22 protein-coding genes and 1 pseudogene are annotated in these 25,586 nt (G+C 61.7%); 14 read left to right on the forward strand and 9 right to left on the reverse strand.

Translation table 11 applies throughout. The features are described 5' to 3' along the window. The first annotated feature begins 393 nt into the window (after nt 1-393). The 10 genes and pseudogenes from ACIGHL_RS22390 (at nt 394) to ACIGHL_RS22435 (ending at nt 11,037) form a co-directional block, all read left to right on the forward strand. Nucleotides 394-1,193 (forward strand): annotated as a pseudogene (locus ACIGHL_RS22390) (substrate-binding periplasmic protein). Nucleotides 1,194-1,353: 160 nt separating this feature from the next. Further along, nucleotides 1,354-2,085, forward strand: a complete 732-nt coding sequence (locus tag ACIGHL_RS22395) for a TetR/AcrR family transcriptional regulator (protein WP_241509083.1) — start codon at nt 1,354-1,356, stop codon at nt 2,083-2,085. After that, nucleotides 2,082-3,038 (forward strand): DMT family transporter, encoded by a 957-nt coding sequence (locus ACIGHL_RS22400; protein ID WP_128119806.1) that lies wholly within the window; start codon nt 2,082-2,084, stop codon nt 3,036-3,038. Before ACIGHL_RS22395 ends, ACIGHL_RS22400 begins: the two co-directional genes overlap by 4 nt. A 308-nt stretch (nt 3,039-3,346) precedes the next feature. Continuing rightward, complete coding sequence (locus ACIGHL_RS22405; RefSeq protein WP_128119807.1) at nt 3,347-5,404, forward strand: BCCT family transporter; 2,058 nt, start codon at nt 3,347-3,349, stop codon at nt 5,402-5,404. A 293-nt stretch (nt 5,405-5,697) separates the two neighbouring features. After that, complete coding sequence (locus ACIGHL_RS22410) at nt 5,698-6,471, forward strand: ABC transporter ATP-binding protein (protein ID WP_019340445.1); 774 nt, start codon at nt 5,698-5,700, stop codon at nt 6,469-6,471. A 16-nt stretch (nt 6,472-6,487) separates the two neighbouring features. Next, entirely contained in the window at nt 6,488-7,243 is a 756-nt protein-coding gene (locus ACIGHL_RS22415) for an ABC transporter substrate-binding protein (RefSeq protein WP_045423424.1), read from the forward strand. Between the two features lie 62 nt (nt 7,244-7,305). Continuing rightward, nucleotides 7,306-8,001, forward strand: coding sequence for an ABC transporter permease (locus ACIGHL_RS22420; RefSeq protein ID WP_045423422.1), 696 nt, complete (start codon nt 7,306-7,308; stop codon nt 7,999-8,001). Then, nucleotides 7,998-8,687: an ABC transporter permease gene (locus ACIGHL_RS22425; protein ID WP_128119808.1), complete on the forward strand. Its 690-nt coding sequence runs from the start codon at nt 7,998-8,000 to the stop codon at nt 8,685-8,687. Before ACIGHL_RS22420 ends, ACIGHL_RS22425 begins: the two co-directional genes overlap by 4 nt. A 155-nt stretch (nt 8,688-8,842) precedes the next feature. After that, nucleotides 8,843-9,733 (forward strand): D-hexose-6-phosphate mutarotase, encoded by an 891-nt coding sequence (locus tag ACIGHL_RS22430; protein ID WP_128119809.1) that lies wholly within the window; start codon nt 8,843-8,845, stop codon nt 9,731-9,733. A 224-nt stretch (nt 9,734-9,957) separates the two neighbouring features. Then, nucleotides 9,958-11,037, forward strand: coding sequence for an FAD-dependent oxidoreductase (locus ACIGHL_RS22435; RefSeq protein ID WP_128119810.1), 1,080 nt, complete (start codon nt 9,958-9,960; stop codon nt 11,035-11,037). A 4-nt stretch (nt 11,038-11,041) separates the two neighbouring features. Here the strand turns inward: ACIGHL_RS22435 and ACIGHL_RS22440 are convergent, their stop codons facing one another. The 5 genes from ACIGHL_RS22440 to purE form a co-directional block, all read right to left on the reverse strand. Then, nucleotides 11,042-11,725 carry a uracil-DNA glycosylase family protein gene (locus ACIGHL_RS22440; protein ID WP_128119811.1) on the reverse strand — a complete coding sequence of 228 codons (684 nt, stop codon included), beginning with the start codon at nt 11,723-11,725 and terminating at the stop codon, nt 11,042-11,044. Nucleotides 11,726-11,728: 3 nt separating this feature from the next. Further along, entirely contained in the window at nt 11,729-12,259 is a 531-nt protein-coding gene (locus tag ACIGHL_RS22445) for a DUF3299 domain-containing protein (RefSeq protein ID WP_128119812.1), read from the reverse strand. Nucleotides 12,260-12,310: 51 nt separating this feature from the next. Continuing rightward, entirely contained in the window at nt 12,311-12,562 is a 252-nt protein-coding gene (locus ACIGHL_RS22450; protein ID WP_025243550.1) for a GlsB/YeaQ/YmgE family stress response membrane protein, read from the reverse strand. Nucleotides 12,563-12,663: 101 nt separating this feature from the next. Next, complete coding sequence (locus tag ACIGHL_RS22455) at nt 12,664-13,749, reverse strand: 5-(carboxyamino)imidazole ribonucleotide synthase (RefSeq protein WP_216707048.1); 1,086 nt, start codon at nt 13,747-13,749, stop codon at nt 12,664-12,666. After that, nucleotides 13,750-14,241, reverse strand: a complete 492-nt coding sequence (purE, locus tag ACIGHL_RS22460; protein ID WP_045423408.1) for a 5-(carboxyamino)imidazole ribonucleotide mutase — start codon at nt 14,239-14,241, stop codon at nt 13,750-13,752. A gap of 247 nt (nt 14,242-14,488) precedes the next feature. Between purE and adhP the strand changes: the two genes are divergently transcribed. Further along, nucleotides 14,489-15,511 (forward strand): alcohol dehydrogenase AdhP, encoded by a 1,023-nt coding sequence (gene adhP, locus ACIGHL_RS22465; RefSeq protein ID WP_128119813.1) that lies wholly within the window; start codon nt 14,489-14,491, stop codon nt 15,509-15,511. Nucleotides 15,512-15,516: 5 nt separating this feature from the next. Here the strand turns inward: adhP and ACIGHL_RS22470 are convergent, their stop codons facing one another. From ACIGHL_RS22470 to ACIGHL_RS22480, 3 genes are all read right to left on the reverse strand, one after another. Further along, complete coding sequence (locus ACIGHL_RS22470) at nt 15,517-16,623, reverse strand: HD domain-containing phosphohydrolase (RefSeq protein WP_128119814.1); 1,107 nt, start codon at nt 16,621-16,623, stop codon at nt 15,517-15,519. Beyond that, nucleotides 16,613-19,522: an ATP-binding protein gene (locus ACIGHL_RS22475; protein WP_128119815.1), complete on the reverse strand. Its 2,910-nt coding sequence runs from the start codon at nt 19,520-19,522 to the stop codon at nt 16,613-16,615. The genes ACIGHL_RS22470 and ACIGHL_RS22475 overlap by 11 nt, the downstream gene beginning before the upstream one ends. Nucleotides 19,523-19,622: 100 nt before the next feature. Further along, nucleotides 19,623-20,528, reverse strand: a complete 906-nt coding sequence (locus tag ACIGHL_RS22480; RefSeq protein ID WP_128119816.1) for a LysR substrate-binding domain-containing protein — start codon at nt 20,526-20,528, stop codon at nt 19,623-19,625. A 192-nt stretch (nt 20,529-20,720) separates the two neighbouring features. Here ACIGHL_RS22480 and ACIGHL_RS22485 point away from each other — a divergent pair, with 192 nt between their 5' ends. Together ACIGHL_RS22485 and ACIGHL_RS22490 are read left to right on the forward strand one after the other, a co-directional pair. Next, nucleotides 20,721-22,145: an aspartate ammonia-lyase gene (locus ACIGHL_RS22485; protein WP_128119817.1), complete on the forward strand. Its 1,425-nt coding sequence runs from the start codon at nt 20,721-20,723 to the stop codon at nt 22,143-22,145. A gap of 124 nt (nt 22,146-22,269) precedes the next feature. After that, nucleotides 22,270-23,028 (forward strand): substrate-binding periplasmic protein, encoded by a 759-nt coding sequence (locus tag ACIGHL_RS22490; protein WP_045423398.1) that lies wholly within the window; start codon nt 22,270-22,272, stop codon nt 23,026-23,028. 130 nt (nt 23,029-23,158) lie between these two features. Here the strand turns inward: ACIGHL_RS22490 and ACIGHL_RS22495 are convergent, their stop codons facing one another. Further along, nucleotides 23,159-23,980, reverse strand: a complete 822-nt coding sequence (locus ACIGHL_RS22495; protein WP_128119818.1) for a helix-turn-helix domain-containing protein — start codon at nt 23,978-23,980, stop codon at nt 23,159-23,161. Between the two features lie 151 nt (nt 23,981-24,131). Here ACIGHL_RS22495 and ACIGHL_RS22500 point away from each other — a divergent pair, with 151 nt between their 5' ends. Further along, nucleotides 24,132-25,577, forward strand: a complete 1,446-nt coding sequence (locus ACIGHL_RS22500) for an alanine/glycine:cation symporter family protein (protein ID WP_128119819.1) — start codon at nt 24,132-24,134, stop codon at nt 25,575-25,577. The last annotated feature ends 9 nt before the right edge of the window (nt 25,578-25,586 follow it).

Here is a 25,586-nt window from a genome sequence, read left to right on the forward strand (position 1 = left end):
TTCTGCACGCGCGTAACAAAGCTCATGGAGGGGGCTGGTTGAGGGGGCTCAGTGTGCCAAGGGTGGGGGCGGCTGGCTATTTATGCAGTGTCTCCCTAGGTAGGCCGGAGCTGATCAAGAATCTTTTTTTCGGCTTTCAGAAGCATCTTTATGATGGTGCGCAAGGGAACAGCGCCCCATAGCGAATATCGCATGATATTGCCCTGCACTGCCTGCAGACTGACAAGCCTAGTTCAGGCGGCCGCAGAAAGTACATCTGGACGAATCGCCGCAAACCACGCACATCCCGCCAAGCCTTGTCACCTCATCCCAACGACTTGTTTCTGAGCTAGGCTGATGCTAACGGTGGGAGGGCTGAGCTGAATTGGTCCGGCCGCGTCGAACTGCCAAGGAATGCCCCACAACGCAAGGAGCCGAACGGTGCACAGGATTCTGCTGATCTGGCTGTTGTCGAGCGCCGCCCCGGCCAGCGCGGCGCAGTGGCGCTTCGTGACCGAAGATTTCCCCCCTTTCACCTATCCGGCTGACGCGCCGGTCAGCGAAACCGCAGGCGTTGCCGCCGCCGGCCCGTTTGTGGAGGTGGTAAATTCGATCTGCGCACGCTTGCAGCATCAGTGCACGATTGAGCTGTACCCCTGGCAGCGCGCATACCGCCTGGCCGAACAGGGGCTTGCGGACGGAATATTCACACTGACACCTTCACCGCAGCGCGAGCAGATGTTCCACATCAGCCGGATGCTGGTCACTTCTCGCTACAGTGTTTTCGCCCAGGCCAAAAAAGCAGCTTCGTCTTCAATCAACCAACTGATGTGGCGGGACGGCTGGTTGGCGTTTATGGCCCGTCCGGCACCTCTTATGTGCTGTCCGAGCGCCTCAAGTGGGTGCCTGACGTACGCCTGCACCTGACTACCGACAATCGCCGACTCTTGCGCATGCTGCAGTCCGGGCGCTTCGGCGTGGACGGTCTGGCGGTGCTCAATCAGGATGTCGCCTGGCACCTGATCGAGGAAGAGCGCCTTGCCGGAGTGCGTGAGGCCGGCGAGATGGGTCCGATCCGCTACGGCATCGGTCTCTCGCGCAAGACGGTGAGCGCAGCACAGTTCGAAGCCTTCGAGCAGGTGCTGGATGCGGCAATAGCCGATGGCACGGTGCCGAAGATCCTGCGCCGCTACCAGCTCGAAGCCGCCTTCTGAACGCTGCGCACACCATGGCGCTGCTGCTCAGCACTTCCGCCTTCACGCTGTCATTGACGTTGAGCTGGAAGCCTAACTGGCTGCGCCTGTTGCTTAGGGGCTTTTTCTTGGCGGCCAGAAATACCCACTGAACCGCCCCGCCGGGACCGAGCCCCGTCTCATGGCCAATGTCCAGGCACAGATAGACGAGGCTCTCCACGGCCGCCTAGTCACCACTTCTTGTCCTTGTCGTAACAGCCAGAACCCAGGTCGTATTTGGGCAAATCCCAACCTTACCGGTCAGTATAGTTTCAGCTGTCACCACGCTGAGACCAGTACCATGGACAAAACCAGAACGCGCTTGATTGATTCGGCGCTGAGACTGTTCCTATCGCACGGTGTGCATATCACTGGGGTAACGGCCATTGCCTCTTTGGCCGGCGTTACCAAGATGACGCTCTACAGCCACTTCCCATCCAAAGATTCCTTGATAGTGGCCTGTCTTGATGAGCGCGACCGGCGCTGGCGTGAAGAGGTAGCGCGCACCTTGGCGAAGCAGCCCGATCCGGTCAGCAGCATGCTTGCTTTTTTCGACCTCTATGAGCGCTTTCTTTTGCGAGACAGCGGGCGCGGGTGCTTGTTTGTCAACAGTGCGGCTGAGTTCCCGCAGCCGGACCATCCTGTGCGCCTGGCAGTCAGTCGGCATAAACAGGGGATTCGCGAGAATCTCTCGGCGTTGGCCGCGAGCGCCGGTGTACGAGACCCTGATATGGCGGCTGAAGGCCTGTTTATCCTGCTGGAGGGCAGTTTTGTCAGCGGCTCAATGAGCCAGGACACGCCGGTATTCGATACAGCTCGCAGGATGGCTCAAGGCTGGATCCAGCAACAGGCATCACAGGAGCAGAGCGCATGACACTCGGCCTGCTGGCAGCAATTGCTGCGACGTTTTCCTGGTCACTGCTCTTTATATTTCCGCAACTGGTTGGCGATTACAGCGTTTTCGATTTGGCCGTGGTGAGCTACGCCTTTGCCGGCGTGGGCAGCGCGATAGTGCTGTTCGTCTACCGCAGAGAAGTTCGGCAATTGCGGCTGAACGACTGGGCATGGGCAGCGCTGCTGGGGTTCCTGGGCTATATCGGCTTCTTCTTTCTGATTACGACGGCGGTATTGGCTGCAGGTCCGGTGATCCCTCCAGTCATGATGGGCTCCGTACCTATAGTGCTCGCCATTACTGCTAACTTGCGAAGCTCCAGCATTCCATGGCGCGCAATTGCCGGCCCGCTGGTGATGGCAGCCCTCGGGATAGGGGTGGTCAACTACAGCGCGTTCAACGCGAGCGGGGCGATGGTGGACCGCCCAACAGGCTCAATACTGTTTGGGTTGCTTGCATCACTGGTGGCTATTGCCTTTTGGACGGGGTTCGGCCTGTTCAATGAAAGCGCTCTGGCCCAACGCCCTAAGATGTCACCGATGCTGTGGTCAGCCATGCTGATTTTCAGCTGCGCCGTTGAAATGCTGGTCTTTATCCCTGTTGGGCTTTACCTGGAGCTGTCCAACTTCGCTATTCAGCCAGGCGAAGTGGCCGGAACCCAGGCGCTGATAATCAGTGGAATGGTCCAAGGCCTGGGCGCCACACTTGCCGCTGCCTGGGCGTGGTCAGTCGCAACTCGTCGGCTACCTCTCGCGCTCAGCGGTCAGTTGATCGCCAGTGAAACCCTCTACGCGACTGCACTGGGTCTGCTCATCACGCAACGCTGGCCGTCTACTGCCGAAGCGGTTGGCACGGGGATGCTGTTCATAGGCGTTGTGTGGGCTATTCAGGCGTTTTATAGCAGGCAATCGCGCATCAAGAGCATGGCGGACTAACACAGCCGAGGTAGCTGGAGGCCAACGAGGCGAGCCAGGATTTCCGCGCGCTCTACTGCGGCGCGCCTGCCAGGCAGGCCTGCCGCACCTCAACGCGACGGAGCAGCGGCGAGAGTTCTGCTTGGGCTCGGGAAAGCTCGTCCATCCGGCAGAGGGCCGGCAACTCGCTTGAGCCTTAAACGCTCCACAACAGCAATTTCTGGTGAGTATTCCCTGGCCAAACGCCGTCTACCCTTCAGATAGCAGTTTCGCTTCGGGAGCCATAGCGCGTTTTCCATCCCACCCGCCAACCGGAGGCCAGCATCCTCATGGAAGCAGACAAAAAGCTACCCAGGTCCATCATTCTCTTTCCCGTGTTCATTCCAGCGGTGGTCGTCACCCTGCTGCTGGTGGTCGGCACGATCAGCAACCCGGACCTGGCCGGCGAGGTTTTCAGCTCGACCCTGGCCTTCATCACCACCAACTTCGGCTGGTTCTACATGCTCTCGGTGGCGTTCTTCCTGGTGTTCATCGTCGGCATCGCGATGACGCCCTGGGGCAACATCAAGCTAGGACCGGATCACGCAGAACCGCAATACAGCTTCCCGGCGTGGTTCGCCATGCTGTTCTCCGCAGGCTACGGCATCGCGCTGTTGTTCTTCGGCGTCGCCGAACCGGTGCTGCACTACGCCTCGCCTCCGGCTGGCGCGGCAGAGACTGTCGACTCCGCCAAGCAGGCGATGCAGATCGCGTTTTTCCACTGGGGCTTTCACATCTGGGCCATCTACGGGCTGACGGGGCTGGTGCTAGCTTATTTCTCGTTCCGTCACGGCTTGCCGTTGTCCATGCGCTCGGCGCTGTACCCAATCATCGGCGAGCGCATCTATGGCCCGATCGGCCACGTGGTGGATGTGTTCGCCATTCTCGGCACCTTGTTCGGTATTGCCACGACGCTCGGCTTGTCGGTCACCCAGATCAACGCAGGTATCAACTACCTCTGGCCCTCGATTCCGATCAGTATCAACGTGCAGATCATCGCCATCGCGATCATCACCGGTCTGGCGATCTGCTCGGTGGTCGCCGGTCTCGATAAGGGCGTGAAGAACCTGTCGCTGCTGAACATGATCCTGGCGATCGGCCTGATGCTATTCGTCTTTGTGGTCGGTCCGAGCATCTTCATCCTTGAAACATTTCTGCAGAACACCGGCAGCTACCTGAACAACATCATCGAACGCACTTTCAACCTCCAGGCCTATTCGCGAAGCGACTGGATCGGCAACTGGACCTTGTTCATCTTTGGCTGGACCATCGCCTGGTCGCCCTTCGTTGGTCTGTTCATCGCGAAGATCAGCCGCGGCCGGACCATCCGCCAGTTCGTCTTCGGCGTGATGTTCGTGCCGACCATCTTCACCTTTCTCTGGTTCTCGGTATTCGGCGATACCGCGCTGCATCTGATCATGGTCGAAGGCTATACCTCACTGATCACTGACGTGCAGGCCGATAACGCCATCGCGCTATTCAAGCTATTCGAGCTGCTACCGATGACGTCCATCGCCTCGTTCCTGGCGGTGGTGTTGATCATCACGTTCTTCGTTACCTCGTCCGACTCCGGCTCGCTGGTCATTGACTCCCTGGCGGCAGGCGGCGCGAGTCACACACCGGTCTGGCAACGGGTGTTCTGGGCCAGTATCGAAGGCGTGGTCGCTGCCGCGCTGCTCCTGGCGGGTGGGCTCAGCGCCCTGCAAACCATGACCATCGCCAGTGCCCTGCCCTTTGCCATCATCATGATGATTGCGGCGCTGGGCATGTGGCGTGCGCTGGTGATCGAAGGGCACCATGAGACCAGCCTGCAGAACCATATGCAGAGCAGCCGACTGGCCAGCAATGCCGGCCCGGGCCTGTGGAAGAAGCGTCTGGCCGGCATGGTCAGCTTTCCCGATCGCGAGCACGTCGACGCGTTCATGAGCAGTACCGTCCTCAAGGCCATGCGACGTGTGCAGCGTGAGCTTGGCGGCCAGGAGTGGAACGCCGAGGTGCATACCGACGAAGCCAACTCGCGGGTGTATCTGGAAGTAATCAAGGAAGACCAGGTGGATTTCGTCTATGAGATCCGCGCGGTCGGTTACGCCATGCCGGCGTTCGCCCTGTCCGAGGGACCGGACACGGACGAGCAGTACTACCGCGCCGAGGTGTTCCTGCGCCGCGGGGGTCAGCACTACGACATCTACGGCTACGATCAGGCTGACATCATCAGCGACATCCTCGATCAGTTCGAGAAGTACCTGCACTTCCTACATATCTCCCCCGGCAGCCTGCCGTGGAAAATGGGCGAGCACGACGAGATGCTCACCGGTGATCCCGATCTGCCGAAGAGCGACCCGACCTAACAGGCTCGAACAGCTAGTCGCCGGCCCACCAAGCAGGGGCCGGCCAGCCGTTTGTCACCCGAACCTGCTGCCGTATCGGGCGAGTGACGTCAATTTCATCTATATAGGTAGGGCACATTGGCCTTGGCAAATACCGTGACCGGCCGGTCACTGCGCTCGGGGCCGCGCCGCGCTTGGCGCATGCCCCCTCGCATGCTAGGTTTGCGCCTCGCCAGGACGGCGAGCAGTTGGCCGGAGCGCAATTTACATAGAAACGAGCCAGGCAATGACCGGGTTCGAGAAGAGGAAGCTCTATGGCCGAGGCCATACCTGCACTGGAAATTCGTAATCTGCACAAGCGCTACGGCGATCTGGAAGTTCTCAAAGGGATCTCGCTGACCGCCCGCGATGGCGACGTCATCTCGATCCTCGGCTCGTCCGGCTCTGGGAAATCCACCTTCCTGCGCTGCATCAACCTGCTGGAAAACCCCAACGAGGGCGAGATCATCGTCGCGGGCGAGCAGCTGCGCCTCAAGCGCGCCAAAGACGGTGATCTAGTCGCTGCAGACGCCAAGCAGATCAACCAGATGCGCAGCAAGCTGGGCTTCGTGTTCCAGAATTTCAATCTCTGGCCGCACATGAGCGTGCTCGACAACATCATCGAGGCGCCGCGTCGCGTCCTGGGCCAGAGCAAGGCCGAAGCCACCGAAACGGCCGAGGCATTGCTGGCCAAGGTGGGAATAGCCGACAAGCGTCACGTTTACCCGAACCAGCTCTCCGGTGGCCAGCAGCAGCGCGCTGCGATTGCGCGCACCCTGGCGATGCAGCCCCAGGTAATCCTGTTCGACGAACCCACCTCGGCGCTCGATCCGGAAATGGTACAAGAAGTGCTTGCAGTGATCCGGTCGCTGGCCGATGAGGGCCGAACCATGCTGTTGGTCACTCATGAAATGAACTTCGCCAAGCAGGTCTCCAGTGAGGTGGTCTTCCTCCACCAGGGCCTGGTCGAAGAGCAAGGAACGCCGGAGCAGGTGTTCGACAACCCCCAATCGGCACGCTGTAAACAGTTCATGTCCAGCCATCGCTAATGGAGCAACACACCGCATGAAAAGCTATAAGAAGATTCTGCTGACTGCCGCCGCCACCCTGATGCTCGGCGCCAACGCCTTCGCCGCCGACAAGCTGCGCATCGGTACCGAGGGTGCCTACCCACCCTTCAACCTGATCGATGCCAGCGGCCAAGTGGTCGGCTTCGACCTCGATATCGCTCACGCCCTGTGCGCCAAGATGGAAGTGGAATGCGAAGTGGTGACCTCCGATTGGGACGGCATCATCCCCGCCCTGAACGCCGGCAAGTTCGATTTCCTCGCGGCTTCGATGTCCGTCACCGAGGAACGCAAGAACGCCGTCGACTTCACCGATCATTACTACACCAACAAGCTGCAGTTCGTGGCGCCGAAGTCGGTTGATTTCAAAACTGACGAAAGCTACCTGGAAGGCAAGACCATCGGCGCTCAGCGGGCCACCATCGCCGGCACCTGGCTCGAAGACAACATGGACGACGTCGTAGACATCAAGCTCTACGACACCCAGGAAAATGCCTACCTCGATCTGGCTTCCGGCCGCGTCGATGGCATCCTCGCCGACTCTTTCGTGCAGTGGGAATGGCTCAAGAGCGATGCCGGCAAGGATTTCGAGTTCAAGGGTGAGCCGGTGTTCGACAACGACAAGATCGCCATCGCCGTGCGCAAGGGCAACGATGAGCTGCGCCAAAAGCTGAACAAGGCGCTGGCTGAAATCCGAGCCGATGGCACCTACGAGAAGATCAACGCCAAGTACTTCCCTTTCAACATCTACTGATCCGTCTGAATCAAAGCCCGGCCACCAATAATGGTAGGCCGGGCTTTGGTGTTTGAGCCTATATGATTCCCGACCTTCACGGATTCGGTCCGGCGCTGATCGCCGGTACCTGGATGACCATTCAGCTGGCCGTAGCATCCCTGGCCTTGGGCCTGGTGCTCGGCTTGCTCGGCGCACTTGCCAAGACATCGCCATACGCCACCCTGCGCTGGGTGGGCGGCACTTATTCGACCATCGTTCGCGGCGTTCCCGAACTGCTCTGGGTACTGCTGATCTATTTCGGCACCATCGGCTTGGTACGCGGCATCGGCGAGCTCTTTGGCATCGAGAATCTGGCTCTCAGCCCATTTGCTGCCGGTACTATCGCCCTCGGCCTGTGCTTCGGCGCTTATGCCACCGAGGTGTTCCGTGGCGCCTTGCTGGCTATTCCCAAAGGCCATCGCGAAGCCGGTCTCGCACTGGGCCTGGGCAAACGGCGGATTTTCCTGCGATTGATCCTGCCACAAATGTGGCGCCTGGCCCTGCCAGGGCTGGGCAACCTGTTCATGATCCTGATGAAAGACACCGCGCTGGTCTCGGTCATCGGCCTGGAAGAGATCATGCGTACCTCACAAATCGCCGTAACGGCTAGTAAAGAACCCTTCGTCTTTTTCGTGGTGGCTGCCTGCATCTACCTGGGGCTGACGGTAATTGCCATGACTGGCATGTATTTTCTTGAAAAACGTGCAGGTCGTGGCTTTATCAGGAGCGCCGCATGAGCTGGGAATTGTTCATCAAGTGGCTGCCCGACTTTATCGAAGGTGCCTGGCTGACATTGCAATTGGTTGGCGTCTCGGTGGTAGCAGGCCTGTTTCTCGCACTGCCGCTGGGCATCGCACGGTCGTCGCGCCTGCTGGCGGTGCGCGCGTTGCCCTATGGCTACATCTTCTTCTTCCGTGGCACGCCGCTGCTGGTCCAGCTGTTCCTCGTCTACTACGGCATGGCCCAATTCGAGGCCGTGCGCGAAAGCCGGATGTGGCCGTTCCTGCGCGATCCTTATTGGTGCGCGATCATCACCATGACCTTGCACACCGCCGCCTATATTGCGGAGATCCTGCGTGGGGCGATCCAGAACGTACCGGCCGGGGAAGTCGAGGCGGCCCGCGCGCTAGGCATGTCGCGCTATCAAGCTCTGCGCCATATCATCTTGCCGCGGGCAACCCGCATCGGCTTGCCCGCGTATAGCAACGAAGTGATTTTGATGCTCAAGGCCAGCGCCCTGGCGAGCACCATCACCTTGCTGGAGCTGACCGGCATGGCGCGCAAAATCGCTGCGCGCACCTACATGCACGAAGAGATGTTCCTCACCGCCGGCCTGATCTACCTCATCATTGCTTTCGTGCTGATGCAGGGCTTCAAGCTGCTGGAGCGCTGGCTGCGTGTCGACGCCTGCCAAGGGCGCTGAACCCGCAGCCCTACTCGCCTGAGCCCGCGGCCTTGCGCCGCGGGCCGTTCGGCACAGGCTCTGCCCACCCCCTTGCTCGCCACGCTTGGCCGTAGCGGAATCCCTGAGCCGCGGCAGGGTCTCAACACACCATCCTATAGCCAACGAGACAGCCCATGCCCGTCGACATTCAGCGCATCGAAAAGGACCAACTCAGCTGCTGGCGCCTTCGTAACGAAGACGCCGAAGTGATCGTCGCCGAGCAAGGCGCCCAGGTACTTAGCTATCGACAGGGCGAGGCGGCACCGATCATCTGGCTCAGCGAAGAAGCGGCGTTTCAAGCTGGACAGGCGGTGCGGGGCGGCGTGCCGGTCTGCTGGCCCTGGTTTGGCGATCTGGCGCGCAACCCGCAGTCGGTTCAAGACACCTACCAGGGCAGCCAGCCGGCGCCAGCTCACGGGCTGGTGCGCAACATCGACTGGGTGATGGCACGCAGCGACACCAATGACCACAGCGTCACCCTGGTGTTTGCCTGCAACCGCGAGCTGCCCGGCTGGCCGCATGCAGTCGAGCTGAGCCTGAATATCAGCCTGGACAGCAAGGGCCTGCACCTGTCGCTGACCAGCCACAACCGCGGCGACACGACAATCGCGTTGTCTCAGGCCTTACACACCTACTTCGCCATCAGCGACATCCATCAGGTGACGGTCGAGGGACTGGACGGGCGTCCCTATATCGAAACGTTGGAAGACTGGCAGCAGCGACAGCAACAGGGCGACCTGATATTCGGCGGCGAGACCGATCGCATCTATTTGGATCTGCCTTCCAGGCTGAGCCTGCGCGACCCGGGCCTCAAGCGACAAATCCTTCTCGAGACGCGAGGTTCACGCTCGGCCATCCTGTGGAACCCTTGGATCGCCAAGGCACAGCGGTTGTCGCAGTTTGCCGACGATGCCTGGCAACGCATGCTGTGCATCGAGACGGCCAACGTCATGGATGATGTGATCCGGCTCGAGCCCAGCGCCAGCCACACGCTGAGCGTCTCGATCAGCACCGAAAGCATCTGACCCGACCGGCAGCGAACGGCTGGCCAAGGTTCCGGGCAACGAGACGTATTGAATCTATACTGCAAGCGAGCACCATCCCCACCCGGTCGACGACCGGGGGCGCTGATGCAAGCCTGCCGGCCAGTTGCAATGCTCTGGAGGACTTCTGCCATGGAAGCCACGCCGCTAAAGACGGTCCCTTGCCAGCCCGTGCCGCGTCTGCATCAGCCCTGCTCTGGTGCGCTATGAACGCCGACTTCGATTTCCTACTGGCCGGCGGCGGACATAGCCATCTCGGGGTGCTGCGCCAGTGGGCCAGTCGCGACCGACCAGCGGGCCGGATCGGGCTGGTCTCGGCCGAGCCCCACGCCTGGTATTCAGGCATGATGCCCGGGCTGGTTGCCGAGCATTACCAGACGCGCGACTGCCGCGTTGGGCTGCCCAAGCTGTGTGCCGCAGCCGAGGTGGAATTCATCCAGGGCACCTTGGTCGCACTGCTTCCCGAAACGCCTGAATTGCTTCTGGCGACCGGCGAGACGCTTCGCAGCACCTGGCTGTCGTTGAACCTGGGCTCCCTGCCCTGGCTGCCGGAACAGACCGATGACGGCATGGAGTTGCTCTCGGTCAAGCCATTCGCCGACTTTATCCGCCGTTGGCAACAGTGGCAGGAAATTCCCGAAGCGGTGGGTATCGTTGGGGGCGGTGCGGCAGGCATCGAATTGGCTTTGGCCGTGGCCGGGCGTGTACCAGCGATTGATCTGTTCTGCTCAGACGAGCTGCTTGCCGGTCATCCGCCTCGTCTCAGACGGCTGGCACTGCGGCACCTGCAAGATGCCAAGGTGCACGTTCATGAGCACACCCCGATCCAGACCGTACATGGCAATACCCTGATCGGCGAAGGCCAGGTGCGTTGGCGCGGGCGACGCCTGATCGTCGCCACAGGTCCCAGCCCGCTGGGTTGGCTGCGCGAGTCGGGCCTGCGTGTGGACGGACGTGGCTTCATCGAGATCTGCCCATCCCTGCAGAGTCGCTCCCATCCCCATGTGTTCGCCAGCGGCGATTGCGCCAGCCTACCAGGCGCCGTCCATAACGGCGTACATGCGGTGCGCCAAGCGCGCGTGCTGGCCACCAACCTCGCTCGTGTGTCAATCGGCCAACCGCTGCGCCACTATCATCCGCAGGCGCGCAGCCTCGCACTGCTGGCCGATGGTCAACGTGGCGCACTGCTGAGTTGGGGAGGGGTGGCGGTCGAAGGCCGCACGCTCGGTGACCTGAAGGAACATCTCGACCGCCGCTTCGTGCGCCGTCACAGTGCCGAGAGCTAAGAAGTCAGTCGAGTAACTGCTGCAGACGCGCCTCCAGCAACTCTGGAAAACGCTTGAACCAGGTCAGGTTGCGTGGCGAAGGATGTGGCAGCGGATGCAGGCGAAACGTTCTCTGCCCCCCCTCTTCCGCTGCCAGATCAAGCTCGAAATGCGCTGTGAAACGATCGTCTCGCTGCCAGAACGCCTCGAGTTGCTGACGCACGTCGCGAGGCTGCTCCAGCCCAAACCAGAGAAACGCCTCACGGCCGAGCGTGATGATGTCGCGGCCCTGCCAGTGGTCGAGCAACAACTGGCGCATCAGTGGATGAAAGCGCCGCTTGACCGCCATCGACCAGGCGCGATTACCGAGCGGTTTGTAAGGCACGGTGTTGATCCAGAAAAAACCATCACCGATGGCGCGGCTGGCCTCGAAATCCGGCATTTCTTCACCATGCACATGCCGATAGAGGACACGGCGGACCAGCTGGCCACCGCCGCCAATGAAGGGTTCGCCATGGCGCACTTCCTCACGCCCTGGATCGCGGCCAAAGAACGCAAGGGGCGCGTCGGCCGGTCCGAGACCGATGATCGGCTCCAGTGGGTCTTTATCGAACGCCTCGTAGACCGCCTCGTCGATACCCTCGGTTTCAACTGCCAGTTCGCGAAAGGCCTGGCGCAGTGACGGTTTAACGGGCAGCGGCTTGGACATCGGCTAGAGGTCGCTTTCGTCCACCAGCTTCACCTCGGCTGCCGAGATCGCGTAGGCCGCATCGGCCAGATCATTGCTCACGGGCTCGATCTGCAGCAGGCCGTCGACCCAGAGCGGCGCGTAGATATCGTCCAGCATGATCCCGGCGGGGTAGCGGACCATCACGATCTGATTGGGAGGTGGCGGTGGAACATGAATACAGGCGCCCGGATAAGGCACCAGAAAGAACTCAGTGCTGCGGCCTTGGCTGTCGGTTTCCAGCGGGACCGGGTAGCCACCCAGACGGACCTGCTTGCCGTTGAGTGACGGCACGGTCTTGGCCGAATACATCACCGCGGGCAGACCAGCCCCTTGTTTGAGACCACCCTGATCGCTGAAACCGTCGTTCTCCGGCGAGTCATGCTCGATTTCCGGCATCTCTTCCAGCGCCTTGCGATCCTCAGCAGGCATCAGCTCAAGCCAGTCGAGCTCCGCCGGGGCGGCATGGGCAATGGAAGCACAGCAAAGCAGGAGGGACAGAATTAAGGCGCGCATGACAACCGATAGATGAGAGAACGGGGCCGCAGGGCACGGCCCCGGGGCGAATCAGTGTTTACGGCTGGTGACCATGCCGTAGATGACCAGCAGGATGATCGCACCGACGACCGCACCGATAAAGCCTGCGCCTTCTCCGGCTTCATACAGACCGAGCGCTTGTCCGCCGTAAGTGGCCAGCAGCGAACCGCCGATACCCAGCAGGATGGTCATGATCCAACCCATGCTGTCGTTGCCGGGCTTCAGGAAGCGAGCGATGAGGCCTACGATCAGGCCGATGATGATGGTTCCGATGATGCCCATGGGCAATCTCCTCAAGTCCGAAAATAAGTGTTACGTATTCTCGGACCTGAGGCGATCCAGCCAGTTCGCCGCCAAAAGCAGCAAGCCAGACGGCCGGACGGTCAATGGCGGGCAATCAGCGACTCAACGGCTGTAATCTGCCGATCCAGCGTGGAGCGGTCCGGGCAGCGCAGCGTGGCATGGCCGACCTTGCGGCCGACCTTGAACGCTTTGCCGTAATGATGCAGGTGGCAGTCCTCGACGGCGATAACCTTGGCCACGGCGGGCACTTCACCGATGAAGTTGAGCATGGCGCTCTCGCCAACCTTGGCTGTCGAGCCGAGCGGCAAACCGCTGACCGCTCGCAGATGGTTTTCAAACTGGCTGCACTCGGCGCCTTCGATGGTCCAGTGACCGGAGTTGTGCACGCGCGGCGCAATCTCATTAGCCTTGAGCCCGCCGTCGACTTCGAAGAACTCGAAGGCCAGCACGCCGACGTACTCCAGCTCTGTCAGCACGCGCCCGGCGTAATCCTCGGCCAGCGCTTGCAACGGATGGTTGCTGCTCGCCACCGACAACCGCAGGATGCCGTTTTCATGGGTGTTGTGGACCAGCGGATAAAAGCAGGTCTCGCCGTCACGCCCGCGTACCGCGATCAGCGACACTTCTCCGGTGAAGGGCACGAAACCTTCGAGAATACAGGGCACGCTGCCCAATTCGGCAAAGGCGGCGGTAACGTCGGATGGCTTGCGAAGGACCTTCTGGCCTTTACCGTCATACCCCAGGGTGCGGGTCTTGAGCACCGCCGGCAGGCCGATGCTGGCGGCCGCAGCGTCTAGATCGGCCTGGGACTGGATGTCGGCAAATTCGGGCGTCGGGATTGCCAGCGCCTTGAACATCGACTTCTCGAACCAGCGATCACGGGCGATACGCAGCGCCTCGGCGCTTGGATAAACCGGCACGAACTGCGACAGGAAGGCGACGGTTTCAGCCGGCACGCTCTCGAACTCGAAGGTCACCAGGTCGACCTCATCGGCCAGCTGACGCAGGTGATCCTGATCGCTGTAATCCGCACGCAGATGCTCGCCGAGTGCCGCGGCACAGGCGTCCGGGGCCGGGTCGAGAAACGCGAAGTTCATGCCCAGCGGGGTTCCTGCCAGGGCGAGCATGCGGCCAAGCTGGCCGCCACCGATCACGCCAATCTTCATTTACGCGTCCCTCGGGTCCGGGTTATCGAGCACGGTCTGGGTCTGCTCGTCGCGGAATTTTTTCAGCGCGGCATGATATTCAGGGAATTCGTGGCCTAGGATGCTGGCCGACAACAGCGCGGCATTGATCGCGCCTGCCTTGCCAATAGCCAGGGTGGCGACCGGTACGCCGGCCGGCATCTGCACGATCGACAGCAGCGAATCGACACCGGAAAGCATCGAGGACTGCACCGGTACGCCGAGCACCGGGAGATGCGTCTTCGCTGCGCACATGCCCGGCAGATGGGCAGCACCGCCGGCGCCAGCGATGATTACCCGCAAACCGCGCGCTTCGGCCTGTTCGGCGTACTGGAACAGCAGATCGGGCGTGCGGTGTGCGGACACCACGGTGACTTCGTGCGGAATGCCGAGCTTCTCCAGCATGTCTGCGGTGTGGCTCAAGGTGGACCAATCGGACTTGGAGCCCATGATCACGCCTACCAGTGCGGTCATCGTCGTGCCTCTCTTCGGCGCCTAGGCGCATCAGGAACAACGGCCGCGCTGAAAACAGCGCGGCCGTGCAGGAACAGGGTCGGAACCGGTCCGACCAAAGGCCGCGCAGTATAGCGCAGGCCCCACCCCCCGGCACCTGCGACCGGTCATCTGAAACGGCCGGAAAAAGTAGTTGAATTGCCGGGGGTCAATGGCCTCGTCATCAGACCGGGTGCAGACTCGGCCTTCCGATCGCAAGGAGACAGCCATGACCCAGACCATGAAAGCTGCCGTGGCCCATGCCTACGGTGAACCGCTGCGCATCGAAGAAGTAAAGGTGCCCCTACCCGGCCCGGGACAGATTCTGGTGAAGATTGAGGCGTGCGGCGTCTGCCACACCGACCTGCACGCGGTCGAAGGCGACTGGCCTGTACGCCCGCCCCTGCCATTTATTCCAGGTCACGAAGGCGTCGGCTATGTCGCAGCCGTCGGCAGTGGGGTCAGCCGCGTCAAGGAAGGCGACCGCGTTGGCGTGCCCTGGCTGTATAGCGCCTGCGGCTGCTGCGAACACTGCCTGACCGGCTGGGAAACGCTGTGCGCGGAGCAGCAGAACACCGGCTATTCGGTGAATGGCGGTTACGCCGAATACGTCCTCGCCGACCCCAACTATGTGGGTCTTCTGCCCAAAGAAGTGGCCTTCGACGAAATCGCACCCATCCTCTGCGCGGGTGTGACGGTTTACAAAGGCCTGAAAGTGACTAACGCACGACCGGGCCAGTGGGTGGTGATTTCCGGTGTCGGCGGGCTGGGGCATGTTGCCGTGCAGTACGCGAAGGCCATGGGCCTGCACGTTGCAGCCGTTGACGTCGACGACGCCAAGCTGGAACTGGCGAAAAAACTCGGCGCCAGCCTGACCATCAACGCCCGTACGGAAGATCCGGTCGAAGTCATCCAGCGCGATATTGGCGGTGCGCATGGCGTGCTGGTCACGGCGGTGTCCAACAGCGCGTTTGGCCAAGCCATCGGCATGGCGCGGCGGCATGGCACCGTCGCGTTGGTTGGGCTGCCGCCGGGCGACTTCCCAACGCCGATCTTCGATGTGGTACTCAAGGCGATCAGTATCACCGGCTCCATCGTCGGCACCCGCGCGGATCTGCAGGAAGCACTGGATTTCGCCGCCGAAGGCTTGGTCAAGGCGACCATCCACAGCGGCAAGCTGGACGACATCAACCAGATCTTCGACCAGATGCGCGCCGGCACCATCGAGGGCCGAATCGTGCTGACCAGCTAGCCTTGCTACTGAGCAAGTGCCTGGCCGAAGGGGCTGCCGTCCGCTTCGGCCAGGGGCGCATCGGTAAGCCCTTCGCGCAGCGATTCGATCTCGTCATACAGTGATTCGAGTACTGCAACCAGCGATGGGTCGAAGTGCTTGCCCGCCTCCTCACGCATGTGCGATCTGGCACGCTCAATCGGCCAGGCCTCCTTGTAGGGTCGTTTCGAGCGCAGCGCGTCATATACGTCGCACAGGGTGACGATACGCGCTGACAGGGGGATCGCCTCGCCTTGCAAGCCGTTCGGATAACCACTGCCATCCCACCGCTCGTGATGGCTGAGTGCAACTTCCGCAGCCATGTCCAGCAGGGGTGATCGAGACTCGTCGCGCAGGATGTCATGGCCTATCCGGGCATGCCGGTTCATCAGCACACGTTCGTCGGCGGTAAGCGGTCCGGGCTTGAGCAGTATGCTGTCCGGAATACCGATCTTGCCGACATCGTGCATCGGCGCAGCCAGGCGCAGTAGCTCCGCCCATCGCGCGTCGCATCCGATGGCTTTGGCCATGAGCGCTGCCGTCTCGCCAATGCGCAGGATATGGTTGCCCGTCTCGTTGTCTTTGTATTCGGCGGCGCGTGAAAGACCGCGGATCACCGCGTGGAAGCTGTCTTCCAGTTCCCGGGTTCGCTCCTTGACCATGCGCTCCAGATCATCGCGCTCGCGCATTAGGGCCTGGCTGGCCAGACCCAGATGCAGCGTGTTGCGGACACGGAGGAGCAGCTCGGGCAGATCGAGCGGCTTGCTCAGGTAGTCATTGGCGCCCAGATCGAGGCCGCGGCGGCGATTATCGGCGTCGCTCATGGCAGTCACGATGATGATCGGCTGACAGCAGCGATCGCGCTGCTGCAGCTGGCGCAGGATCTCGAAGCCGTTTGGCGCAGGCATGTCGAGGTCAAGCAGCAACAAGTCCCACGGGTTGCTCTGCAACCACTGCAGCGCCGCCGCGGAGTCGGTAAAGGCCTCCACCTGACGTGCACCAAACGCCTTGAGACTCGTCTGAATCAGGCGCAGGTTCGCCGGCTGGTCATCGACTGCAACGATACGGGCAAAGCGAAGGGCGTCAGGGAGCATGGGTTTCACCTTCCTTCAAGATATCGGCGACCAGCTGGCGCAGCTCATCAACGTCTATCGGTTTTAGCATCAGCGCCTGATAGTCCAGCCCATTCAGCCGCTCGGCATCATCATAGACGGCGGCGCTCAGCACAACGACCGGCAGATCACGGGTCTGGCTGTGTTGCCTGAGTTGCCTGAGCAGCTCTTCACCGCTCAGGCCAGGCAGGTTCAAATCCAGCAGCAGCAACTCGGGCGGACTGGCGAGGATGCGATCCAGCGCTGCCCGCCCATTCTGCTCGACGGCGACCTCGGCTATGGGCTCGAGTGCCTTGCGCACCAAAAACTGGCTGGCCGGGTTGTCCTCGACATAGAGCACCCTCGTGTTCACGTGCAGGGCTCTGGTGACGACCGGCTTGGTCGGGGCCGCCACCGGCAGGGCGAGCGTCGCGTCAAGCAGTGGCAGCTCGATCCAGAAGCTGCTGCCGATGCCCTCCTCGCTGTGGAGGCCCATCACGCCGTTCTGGTGGGCAGCGAATTCCTTGCAGAGCGCCAGGCCGATGCCGGTGCCCAGGATGGCGGTATTTTCGCGCCCCAGGCGCTGGAAGGGCTCGAACACCTGGGCCTGTTTATCAGCCGGAATGCCGATCCCGGTGTCCTCTACGATGAGCCGGACATGGCTGGCCGCCACCTGGTAGGTCAGGGTGACGTCACCCCCCTCCTTGTTGTACTTCATTGCGTTGGAAAGCAGGTTGAGGATTACCTGGCGCAAGCGGCGCCGGTCCGCGGCGACCTGCAGCGACTCGTCTGGCAGATCGAGGTTCAGACGCAGATGGCGCTGCCTGACCTCGGCACCCACCATATCCGCGCACTCCTGCAGCAGTTCACGCACCTGCAGCGGCTTGAGCTCCCGTTGGCGGCCGTCGACCTGAACGTTGGACCAGTCCAGAATGTCCTCGACCAGGTGGCTCAGGTGCCGACTGGCAAGCAGAATCTCATCCAGATATTCGATGTCGTCAGAAGCCGCCTCGCTCGCGTCCCGTTCGAGCTTCATCAGCTGGGCGAAGCCAAGGATCGCGTTCAAGGGCGTGCGCAGCTCGTGGCTCATGCTGGAGATGAAGCGCGTCTTGGCCTCGCTCGCTGCCTGGGCCTGGAGGGAAGACGCACGCAAGTCGGCCTCGACGCGCTTGAGCGCATCGATGTCAACGTGGGTGCCCGCCATGACGCGCACCATGCCGGTGTCGGGGTCTCGCTCGAGCACCTTGCCACGGCTGAGCAGCCAGACATAGCGGCCGTTGGCATCGGCGAAGCGAAACTCGACGGAGTAGTCCTGTGCCCCCGCTGCCACACGCTCCAGTGCGGTCTGGATGGCGGCGCGATCGTCCGGATGCACGCGATCGACGAACGCCGCTTCCTGCATGGTGGTGGGCATGCCGAAACGTTTGGAAAAGCGCCCGCGCACCTGGATGGTCCTGTCTTCACTGCGCTCCCAGATACTTTCGGTTGCGCTTTCCAGCACCAGCTGAAGACGCGACTGGGCACGCTCGCGATCACCCTCGCTGCGCTCGAGCTGTTCACCGATCGCTGCGGTATGGCTGGCCATCTCGTCCAGTTCACGGATGCGTGAATCGGTAGGCTGCGGCCTCCAGCGGCCAGCACCGATCTCGGTCATCATCCGGGAGATCCCGGCTATCGGGGTGAGCAGGCGCTGGCTCAACTGGCGCGCGCGGCGCCACATGAAGCCGAAGAACACGAGGTAGAACACCACCAGCCCGACGATCAGCCAGTAACCCAGGGTGCGGTATTCACTGGCCAGCTCGTTGGTCTTCTCGAATACGGCCTCTTCGTCCACGACCGTAAGCAGGCGCCAGCCGGTCTGTTCGATGGTCGTCCAGGCCACCAGTTGGGAGCGCCCGCCAAGAAACACCGTCTGCACGCCATCAGGCGCGTCGCTGATGGCTTGCGCCAGCTGCTTCGTCGCCTCGCGCCGGGCAAGGTTGAAATCCTCGGGTTTCAAGGTTTCCCGGCGAATTGCCTCCTCATAGGAATGGGTGGTCAACTCGTTCAGGCCGAAGTCGTCTTCGCCACGCGAGGGCAACGCCATGATGGTCATGTCGTTGCTCACCAGCACTGCATAGCCATTCCACGGCACCTGCAGCTCGCCAATATGGTCGAGAATGCCGCCTACCGTCACATCGAGGCCGGCAACGCCTTCCAGGAAATCGCCGCGGTAGACCGGAGCAATGGCCGACATCATCCAGCCATGGCCGGCCGGATCGAGGTAGACATCGGTCCATACGACCTTGCGTTCGGGATTATGAGTGGCGTCTGCGAGGTAGTAGAAGTTGTAGTTGGGTATGACCATGTCGTGCGGATACTGGTCGGGCGTCAGGAACCAGGGATAGATGTGGTTAAGGCTGTCATGGCTGTTGAAGTAGATGCTAGCGACGAGGGGGTTGGTTTTTTGCAACCCCTGCATGAACGAATCCAGCGCTGTAAGCCGTGCAACCTTATCCAGATCCTGCTGCTCCGGTGCGATGACATTGGAATAGAAAACTGCCGCGCCACCGTTGTCGTCTGGCGTATAACGCACCCCATCTTCGGTCAGGGCCAGAGGCACTGGAGCCACGGCCGCGGTTCCCGCCAGGGTTTGTTCTGTCATGTCGCGGTAGAAGTCGGTCAATGCACCGATATGACGGAGCTGTTCATCGACCACCCGGGCTTCCTGCCCCGCCGAAGCCTGCAAATCGTGCAACGCCGTCTCGCGCAGGTAGTTGATCTGTGCGTCGCGCACGGCCTGGTTGCTCAGCAGATAGACGGCGATAAGCCCGGCCTCCACCAGCACCAGGGGGATCAAGGCACTTCGTATGAAGGCGCGCCATATCCAGCGGCGCAGACCAATGTGAGGAGTTGGGGGCACAATAGCTCCGGTGGGCGAGACAGTAGCAATAGAATGGTGGCTCAATGATATCACCACGCTCGAAAGGATCGCCTGCCTCCGACCAATGGCTCAGTCGGTCTTATATCCGCCCTGCACCGCCTTCCAGCTTGCGCCAAAGCAGGCGGACCGGCGCCTTGCGGACCAATGCGCAGCGATACAGGCGAATCTCCAGCGGCACCCGCCAGTGCTCACCACCACAGACCACCAGCTCGCCCCGTTCCAGCTCCGCGGTAACGCTTAGCCTGGGCACCCAGGCCAGGCCGAGCCGCTGCATCGCCATGCTTTTCAGGCTATCGGCCATGGCGGTTTCGTAAACCGTCGAGGATCGCAGACCGCGCTGGCGCAGCAGGAGGTTGACCGAACGTCCCAGCGAGGCACCGGCGCTGTAAGCCAGCAGCGGGACGCTCTGGCCGCTGTCCGGGTCGAACAGCGGCTCGCCAGCGGCATCGACGCCACACACCGGAACGATTTCAGTGCGCCCGAGCGACAGGGAGGGGAACAGTTCGGGATCCATCTGCAACGCGGCATCCGGATCGTAGTAGGCGAGGATCAGATCGCAGGTGCCCTCGCGCAGCGAATGCACCGCCTCGCCGACATTGGTTGCGACCAGACGACTGTTCACCGGCACCCCATCCTGACGCAGGCGCGCGAGCCACTCTGGAAAGAAGCCCAGCGCCAGCGAATGCGCGGCGGCGATCTGCAGCACCTCGCCGCGCTGACCTTCAAGGTTGTGCAGGTACTGAACGACCTCGCCCATCTGATCGATCATGTTGCGTGCGGTGACGAGAAACAGCTGCCCCGCCTCGGTCAACTCGATCGGCGTCTTGGCGCGGTTCACCAAGGTCAGGCCGAGGCAGTTCTCCAGGCTACGGATACGTCGACTGAACGCGGGCTGGGTGACGAAGCGCCGCTCTGCCGCTTGAGAAAAACTGCGCGTCGCCGCCAGGGCGACCAGGTCTTCCAGCCACTTGGTTTCGATGTTCATGCCGACTCCTGACGGGCCTGGGGATGGTCCCTCACACAGCGAAATAACGCTCGGCAACGCAACCGCGTCACACCACGCCCATGCCGATGTGGCATGACCCAGTGATCAACGGCATTGGCCGATAAAGCCGCTCAACCCCTATGGTAGCGGCCTTCGCGGCAATCGCCGCTTTCCTCTCGGATGAGATCCCTCATGTCCTCCGCTGCATCGTTCCGCCTCGAAAAAGATCTGCTTGGCCCACTCGAAGTCCCCGCTGACGCCTACTACGGCATCCAGACCCTGCGCGCCGTGCGCAACTTCCACCTCTCCGGCGTACCGCTTTCGCACTTTCCCAAGCTCGTCGTGGCGCTGGCCATGGTCAAGCAGGCGGCGGCGGACGCCAACCGCGAGCTAGGCCATCTCAGCGATGCCAAGCACATGGCGATCAGCCAGGCCTGCGCGCACGTTATCCGCGGCGAGCATCATGACCAGTTCGTCGTCGACATGATTCAGGGCGGCGCCGGCACCTCGACCAACATGAATGCCAACGAGGTGATCGCCAACCTGGCGCTGGAATACATGGGTCACCCCAAAGGCGAGTATCGCCACCTTCACCCGAACAACGACGTGAACATGGCGCAGTCGACCAACGACGCCTACCCCACCGCCATCCGCCTCGGCCTGCTACTGGGACATGACACCCTGTTGGCCAGCCTCGACAGTCTTGTCCGGGCCTTCTCCGGCAAATCTGCCGAATTCGCGCATATCCTCAAGATGGGCCGCACTCAGCTGCAGGACGCGGTGCCCATGACCCTCGGCCAGGAATTTCGCGCCTTCGCTACCACCCTCGGCGAAGACCTTGAGCATCTGCGCGTGATCGCCCCGCAGCTGTTGATCGAGGTCAACCTCGGCGGCACGGCCATTGGCACCGGTATCAACGCCGATCCGAACTATCAGGCCCTGGCGGTGCAACGCCTGGCGACGATTAGTGGCCACCCGCTGAAACCCGCCGCCGACCTGATCGAAGCCACCTCTGACATGGGCGCCTTCGTCACCTTCTCCAGCATGCTCAAGCGCTTGGCGGTGAAACTGTCGAAGATCTGCAACGACCTGCGCCTGCTGTCCAGCGGCCCACGCACCGGCATCAACGAGATCAACCTGCCTGCGCGTCAGCCAGGCAGTTCGATCATGCCGGGCAAGGTCAACCCGGTCATCCCCGAAGCGGTCAACCAGGTGGCATTCGAGGTGATCGGCAACGACCTGGCGCTGACCATGGCCGCCGAGGCCGGGCAGCTGCAGCTCAACGTCATGGAGCCGCTGATCGCCTTCAAACTGTTCGACTCGATCCGCCTGCTGCAGCGCGCCATGGATATGCTGCGCGAGCATTGCATCGTTGGCATCACCGCTAACGAGGACCGCTGCCGTCAGCTGATGGAAAGCTCCATCGGACTGATCACCGCACTCAATCCCTACATCGGCTACGAGAACGCCACCCGCATCGCCGGCCAGGCACTGCTCAGCGGCCGCGGCGTGTTGGAACTGGTGCGCGAGGAGCAACTGCTCGACGACGCCACCCTCGACGACATCCTGCGTCCGGAAAACATGATTGCGCCACGGCTGGTGCCGCTGAAGGCGTAACGCCGCCAGCACTGCCTGCGCCGCCTTCGGACGAGGCGGCGCAGGCCTACCCGCCAAAGCGTGATGCGGCACAAGCCGCCGTTTTCCGTCCTTGCGTAGACTCCGCCGATTTCCCGGAGGCACCATGCGCAAACTACTCGCCATCACCCTGCTGTTCAGCTCGATCATCGGCGCGCCGCTCGCTCATGCGGAGCTCCCGCAAGGCTACGAAGTGGTACTGCAGACCGAGAACTTCCCGCCTTTCAACATGGCCGACGGTGGCAAGAACTTCGCCAAGGAAGAACACATCCAGGGCATCAGCGCGGTAACCGTTCAGGAGATGTTCAAGCGCGCCGGCATCGCCTACTCGATGACGCTGCGCTTTCCGTGGGATCGCATCTACCAGGCGACCCTGGACTCGCCGAATCACGGCCTGTTCTCGACGTCGATGACCGATGCCCGGCGCCCACTGTTCAAATGGGTTGGTCCTATAGCCCAGTACGAAAGCGTCCTGCTTTCGGCACCCGGCTCGACCCTCAAGCTGACCAGCCTCGAACAGGCGAAGGACTACACCATCGGTGCCTACAAAAGCAGCGCGGTGAGCCAACGCGTCGAAGCGCAGGGCCTGACGCCGGTGAACTCGCTGCGTGACCAGGAAAATTTGCAGAAGCTGCTCAGCGGCAAGATCGACCTCTGGGCCACCTCCGACCCGGTCTGGCGCTACTACGCCAAGCAAGAAGGGGTGGGCGGACTGAATACCGTACTGGTGTTCAACTCCGCACCTCTGTACCTGGCGCTGAACAAAGAGACGCCGGATGAAGTGGTTACCCGCCTGCAGAACGCCCTGGACGAGATGAAGACCGAAGGCTACGGCACCTGCGTCAAGCATCCTGAACTCTGCTGAACCCAGCACCGGGTCGATGGCGCGAGGCGCGCCATCGCAGCGTGCAACATCCCACCATGCTGCTCTTCGCTCCAGATTCCAGCCGGCCTTCGATCTACCCTGATCGATCGCCCTGCAGCGCACCCCACCCTCACTCGATCTCGAACAGCCCGTCGCGCAACGATACCGCCGCCAGTCGCTCGCGGATTTCGGGGTCGATGCGCGGATCATCCAGGCCATAGAGCATCACCTGCCGATAGGCATTGACCCGATTGATCTCACGGCCCAGGTATTCCCAGACCACCCGGGTGCAGGCCGGGGTGCGGCGGTCACCGCTGGAAACGCCAGTTTTCAATCCATTAAGACGACTGATGCGACTTTTGAAGCTGGGAATGAGGATGGTCTGGCTCATTTCATTTCCCGTCAGCGACTCGTAGTCGATAAGAAACAAACGGTCCTGAAGATAGAAAGCCGCACCCAGGTAGCGGCAGCGCACGACCCAGTCCTCCTGTTTGGGATTGTCGGGGCGCGACTGCTCCTGACGCTCCTGTCGCTCAAACACATAGCTGCCACGGTCCTCGCGCAAATGCACCAGCGACAACAGGATCTGCCCCGGCACAGACATGCAGTTGGCGTATTCGAAGTAGTAGCCGCAGTAACGCGACAGGCTGTTGGCGTTGTCGCGCATCGGCTGGAACAGCTCGAGCAGCGGGTCGCTGGCGGCGATGCGTTCCTGGTCATGACTGCGCATGCCGATCAGCTGCGTGAACTGGTCGCTGGGCAGGCTCAGCTCGTAGCCTTCGACCCCGAAGAAATCACAGATGCGCTTGAGGTTGTGAGCGGTGGGGCGGCTCTGGCCGTTCAGGTATTTGTTGAACTGCGCCCGGTTGATCGAGAGCTTGCGGCAGACCTCGGCAATCGAACGGTAATGGCTGCAGAGCAGCTTGAGATTGGCGCCGAGGTGGTCCTGCATGGTCGATCCCTGTGATGCGAGCGGCGCGATTCTAGCATCAACTTGCGCCAGATCGCCGCGACCCGCGCAATTGCATGACCATCGAGTCTGGCCAACCATTCCGGCCCTGTGTTTCAACATTTGTCAAAACAACAAGAGAGACCCTTCCGCCATGCTCGATCTTCTCAATGATCTCATCTGGAGCAAGCTGCTCATCGTGATGCTGATTGGCCTAGGCCTGTACTTCACCATCGCCTCGCGCTTCGTCCAGTTCCGCTACTTCGGCAGCATGTTTCAGATCTTCGGCGAGGCCTTCAAACGACAGCCGGGCCAACTCAGTTCATTCCAGGCGCTGATGCTCAGCGTCGCCGGTCGCGTCGGCGCCGGCAACATCGCCGGTGTCTCGGTCGCCATCATGCTTGGCGGACCCGGTGCGATTTTCTGGATGTGGATCGTCGCGCTGGTCGGCATGGCCACCAGCTATTTCGAATGCTCCCTGGCGCAGCTGTACAAGCGCCGCGAGACCGACGGTGGCTATCGCGGCGGCCCGGCGTTCTACATTCAACACGGCCTCGGTCAGCGCTGGCTGGGCATCGTGGTATCGCTGCTGCTCCTGGTGACCTTCGGCTTCGGCTTCAATGCCGTGCAGTCCTACACCGTCGCCAGCTCGATGAACGACACCTTTGGCGTGCCGACCTACATCAGCGGCATCGTGCTGATGGTGGTGATCGGCCTGATCATCTTTGGTGGCATCAAGCGCATCGCCAAGTTCGCCGACGTGCTGGTGCCGATCATGGCGTTTTCCTACATCGCCATGGCCGTCTTCGTCATCGGCAGCAATGCCGGCGCCATTCCTGAAGCCTTCGGCACCATCTTTCGCAGCGCCTTTGGTCTTGAGCCGGCCTTCGCTGGCGGCATCGGTGCGGCCATCATCATGGGCGTCAAGCGCGGCCTGTTCTCCAACGAGGCGGGCCTGGGCAGCGCGCCCAACGTGGCGGCAGTTGCAGAGGTCAAGCACCCGGTGGCGCAGGGCATCGTGCAGTCGCTGAGCGTGTTCATCGACACCATCGTGCTGTGCAGCTGCACCGCGCTGATCATCATCCTCTCCGGTGTTTTCCAGCCGGGCAGCGAGATGGCCGGCGTGGTCCTGACGCAAACCGCCGTTGCCGCCGTCGTCGGCGAGTGGGGCCGGGTGTTCATTAGCGTCGCTCTGCTGCTGTTTGTGTTCACCACGCTGATCTACAACTACTACCTCGGCGAGAACGCACTGGGCTTTTTTACCGGTAAGCGCTGGCCGGTTCTGGTCTACCGGGTCATGGTCATTGGTCTGGTGATGTGGGGCTCGATTCAGGACCTGGGCACGGTATTCGGTTTTGCCGACGTCACCATGGGTCTGCTGGCAATCTGCAACCTGATCGCCCTGGCGCTGCTGTTCAAGGTAGGCCTGCGCCTGATGCGCGATTACGATAGCCAGCGTAAGGCAGGTGTCGAGTCACCGGTGTTCGATCCGAAGAACTTTGCCGACCTGGATCTGGACCCGAGCGTCTGGCCAGCCAGAGTGGGCGACCAATCGCCGATCATGACCGGCACCGCTGCCAGTCAGGCACCTCAGCGTTAAGTTGGTCCG

The organism is Pseudomonas sp. NPDC077451, assembly GCF_044543345.1.
Classification (GTDB): domain Bacteria; phylum Pseudomonadota; class Gammaproteobacteria; order Pseudomonadales; family Pseudomonadaceae; genus Stutzerimonas.

Bases quoted from the DNA above. Each gene is read 5' to 3' on its own strand.
- ACIGHL_RS22395 (WP_241509083.1), top strand. From the start codon at position 1,354: ATGGCCAATGTCCAGGCACAGATAGACGAGGCTCTCCACGGCCGCCTA.
- ACIGHL_RS22400 (WP_128119806.1), top strand. From the start codon at position 2,082: ATGACACTCGGCCTGCTGGCAGCAATTGCTGCGACGTTTTCCTGGTCA.
- ACIGHL_RS22405 (WP_128119807.1), top strand. From the start codon at position 3,347: ATGGAAGCAGACAAAAAGCTACCCAGGTCCATCATTCTCTTTCCCGTG.
- ACIGHL_RS22410 (WP_019340445.1), top strand. From the start codon at position 5,698: ATGGCCGAGGCCATACCTGCACTGGAAATTCGTAATCTGCACAAGCGC.
- ACIGHL_RS22415 (WP_045423424.1), top strand. From the start codon at position 6,488: ATGAAAAGCTATAAGAAGATTCTGCTGACTGCCGCCGCCACCCTGATG.
- ACIGHL_RS22420 (WP_045423422.1), top strand. From the start codon at position 7,306: ATGATTCCCGACCTTCACGGATTCGGTCCGGCGCTGATCGCCGGTACC.
- ACIGHL_RS22425 (WP_128119808.1), top strand. From the start codon at position 7,998: ATGAGCTGGGAATTGTTCATCAAGTGGCTGCCCGACTTTATCGAAGGT.
- ACIGHL_RS22430 (WP_128119809.1), top strand. From the start codon at position 8,843: ATGCCCGTCGACATTCAGCGCATCGAAAAGGACCAACTCAGCTGCTGG.
- ACIGHL_RS22435 (WP_128119810.1), top strand. From the start codon at position 9,958: ATGAACGCCGACTTCGATTTCCTACTGGCCGGCGGCGGACATAGCCAT.
- ACIGHL_RS22440 (WP_128119811.1), bottom strand. From the start codon at position 11,725: ATGTCCAAGCCGCTGCCCGTTAAACCGTCACTGCGCCAGGCCTTTCGC.
- ACIGHL_RS22445 (WP_128119812.1), bottom strand. From the start codon at position 12,259: ATGCGCGCCTTAATTCTGTCCCTCCTGCTTTGCTGTGCTTCCATTGCC.
- ACIGHL_RS22450 (WP_025243550.1), bottom strand. From the start codon at position 12,562: ATGGGCATCATCGGAACCATCATCATCGGCCTGATCGTAGGCCTCATC.
- ACIGHL_RS22455 (WP_216707048.1), bottom strand. From the start codon at position 13,749: ATGAAGATTGGCGTGATCGGTGGCGGCCAGCTTGGCCGCATGCTCGCC.
- purE (WP_045423408.1), bottom strand. From the start codon at position 14,241: ATGACCGCACTGGTAGGCGTGATCATGGGCTCCAAGTCCGATTGGTCC.
- adhP (WP_128119813.1), top strand. From the start codon at position 14,489: ATGACCCAGACCATGAAAGCTGCCGTGGCCCATGCCTACGGTGAACCG.
- ACIGHL_RS22470 (WP_128119814.1), bottom strand. From the start codon at position 16,623: ATGCTCCCTGACGCCCTTCGCTTTGCCCGTATCGTTGCAGTCGATGAC.
- ACIGHL_RS22480 (WP_128119816.1), bottom strand. From the start codon at position 20,528: ATGAACATCGAAACCAAGTGGCTGGAAGACCTGGTCGCCCTGGCGGCG.
- ACIGHL_RS22485 (WP_128119817.1), top strand. From the start codon at position 20,721: ATGTCCTCCGCTGCATCGTTCCGCCTCGAAAAAGATCTGCTTGGCCCA.
- ACIGHL_RS22490 (WP_045423398.1), top strand. From the start codon at position 22,270: ATGCGCAAACTACTCGCCATCACCCTGCTGTTCAGCTCGATCATCGGC.
- ACIGHL_RS22495 (WP_128119818.1), bottom strand. From the start codon at position 23,980: ATGCAGGACCACCTCGGCGCCAATCTCAAGCTGCTCTGCAGCCATTAC.
- ACIGHL_RS22500 (WP_128119819.1), top strand. From the start codon at position 24,132: ATGCTCGATCTTCTCAATGATCTCATCTGGAGCAAGCTGCTCATCGTG.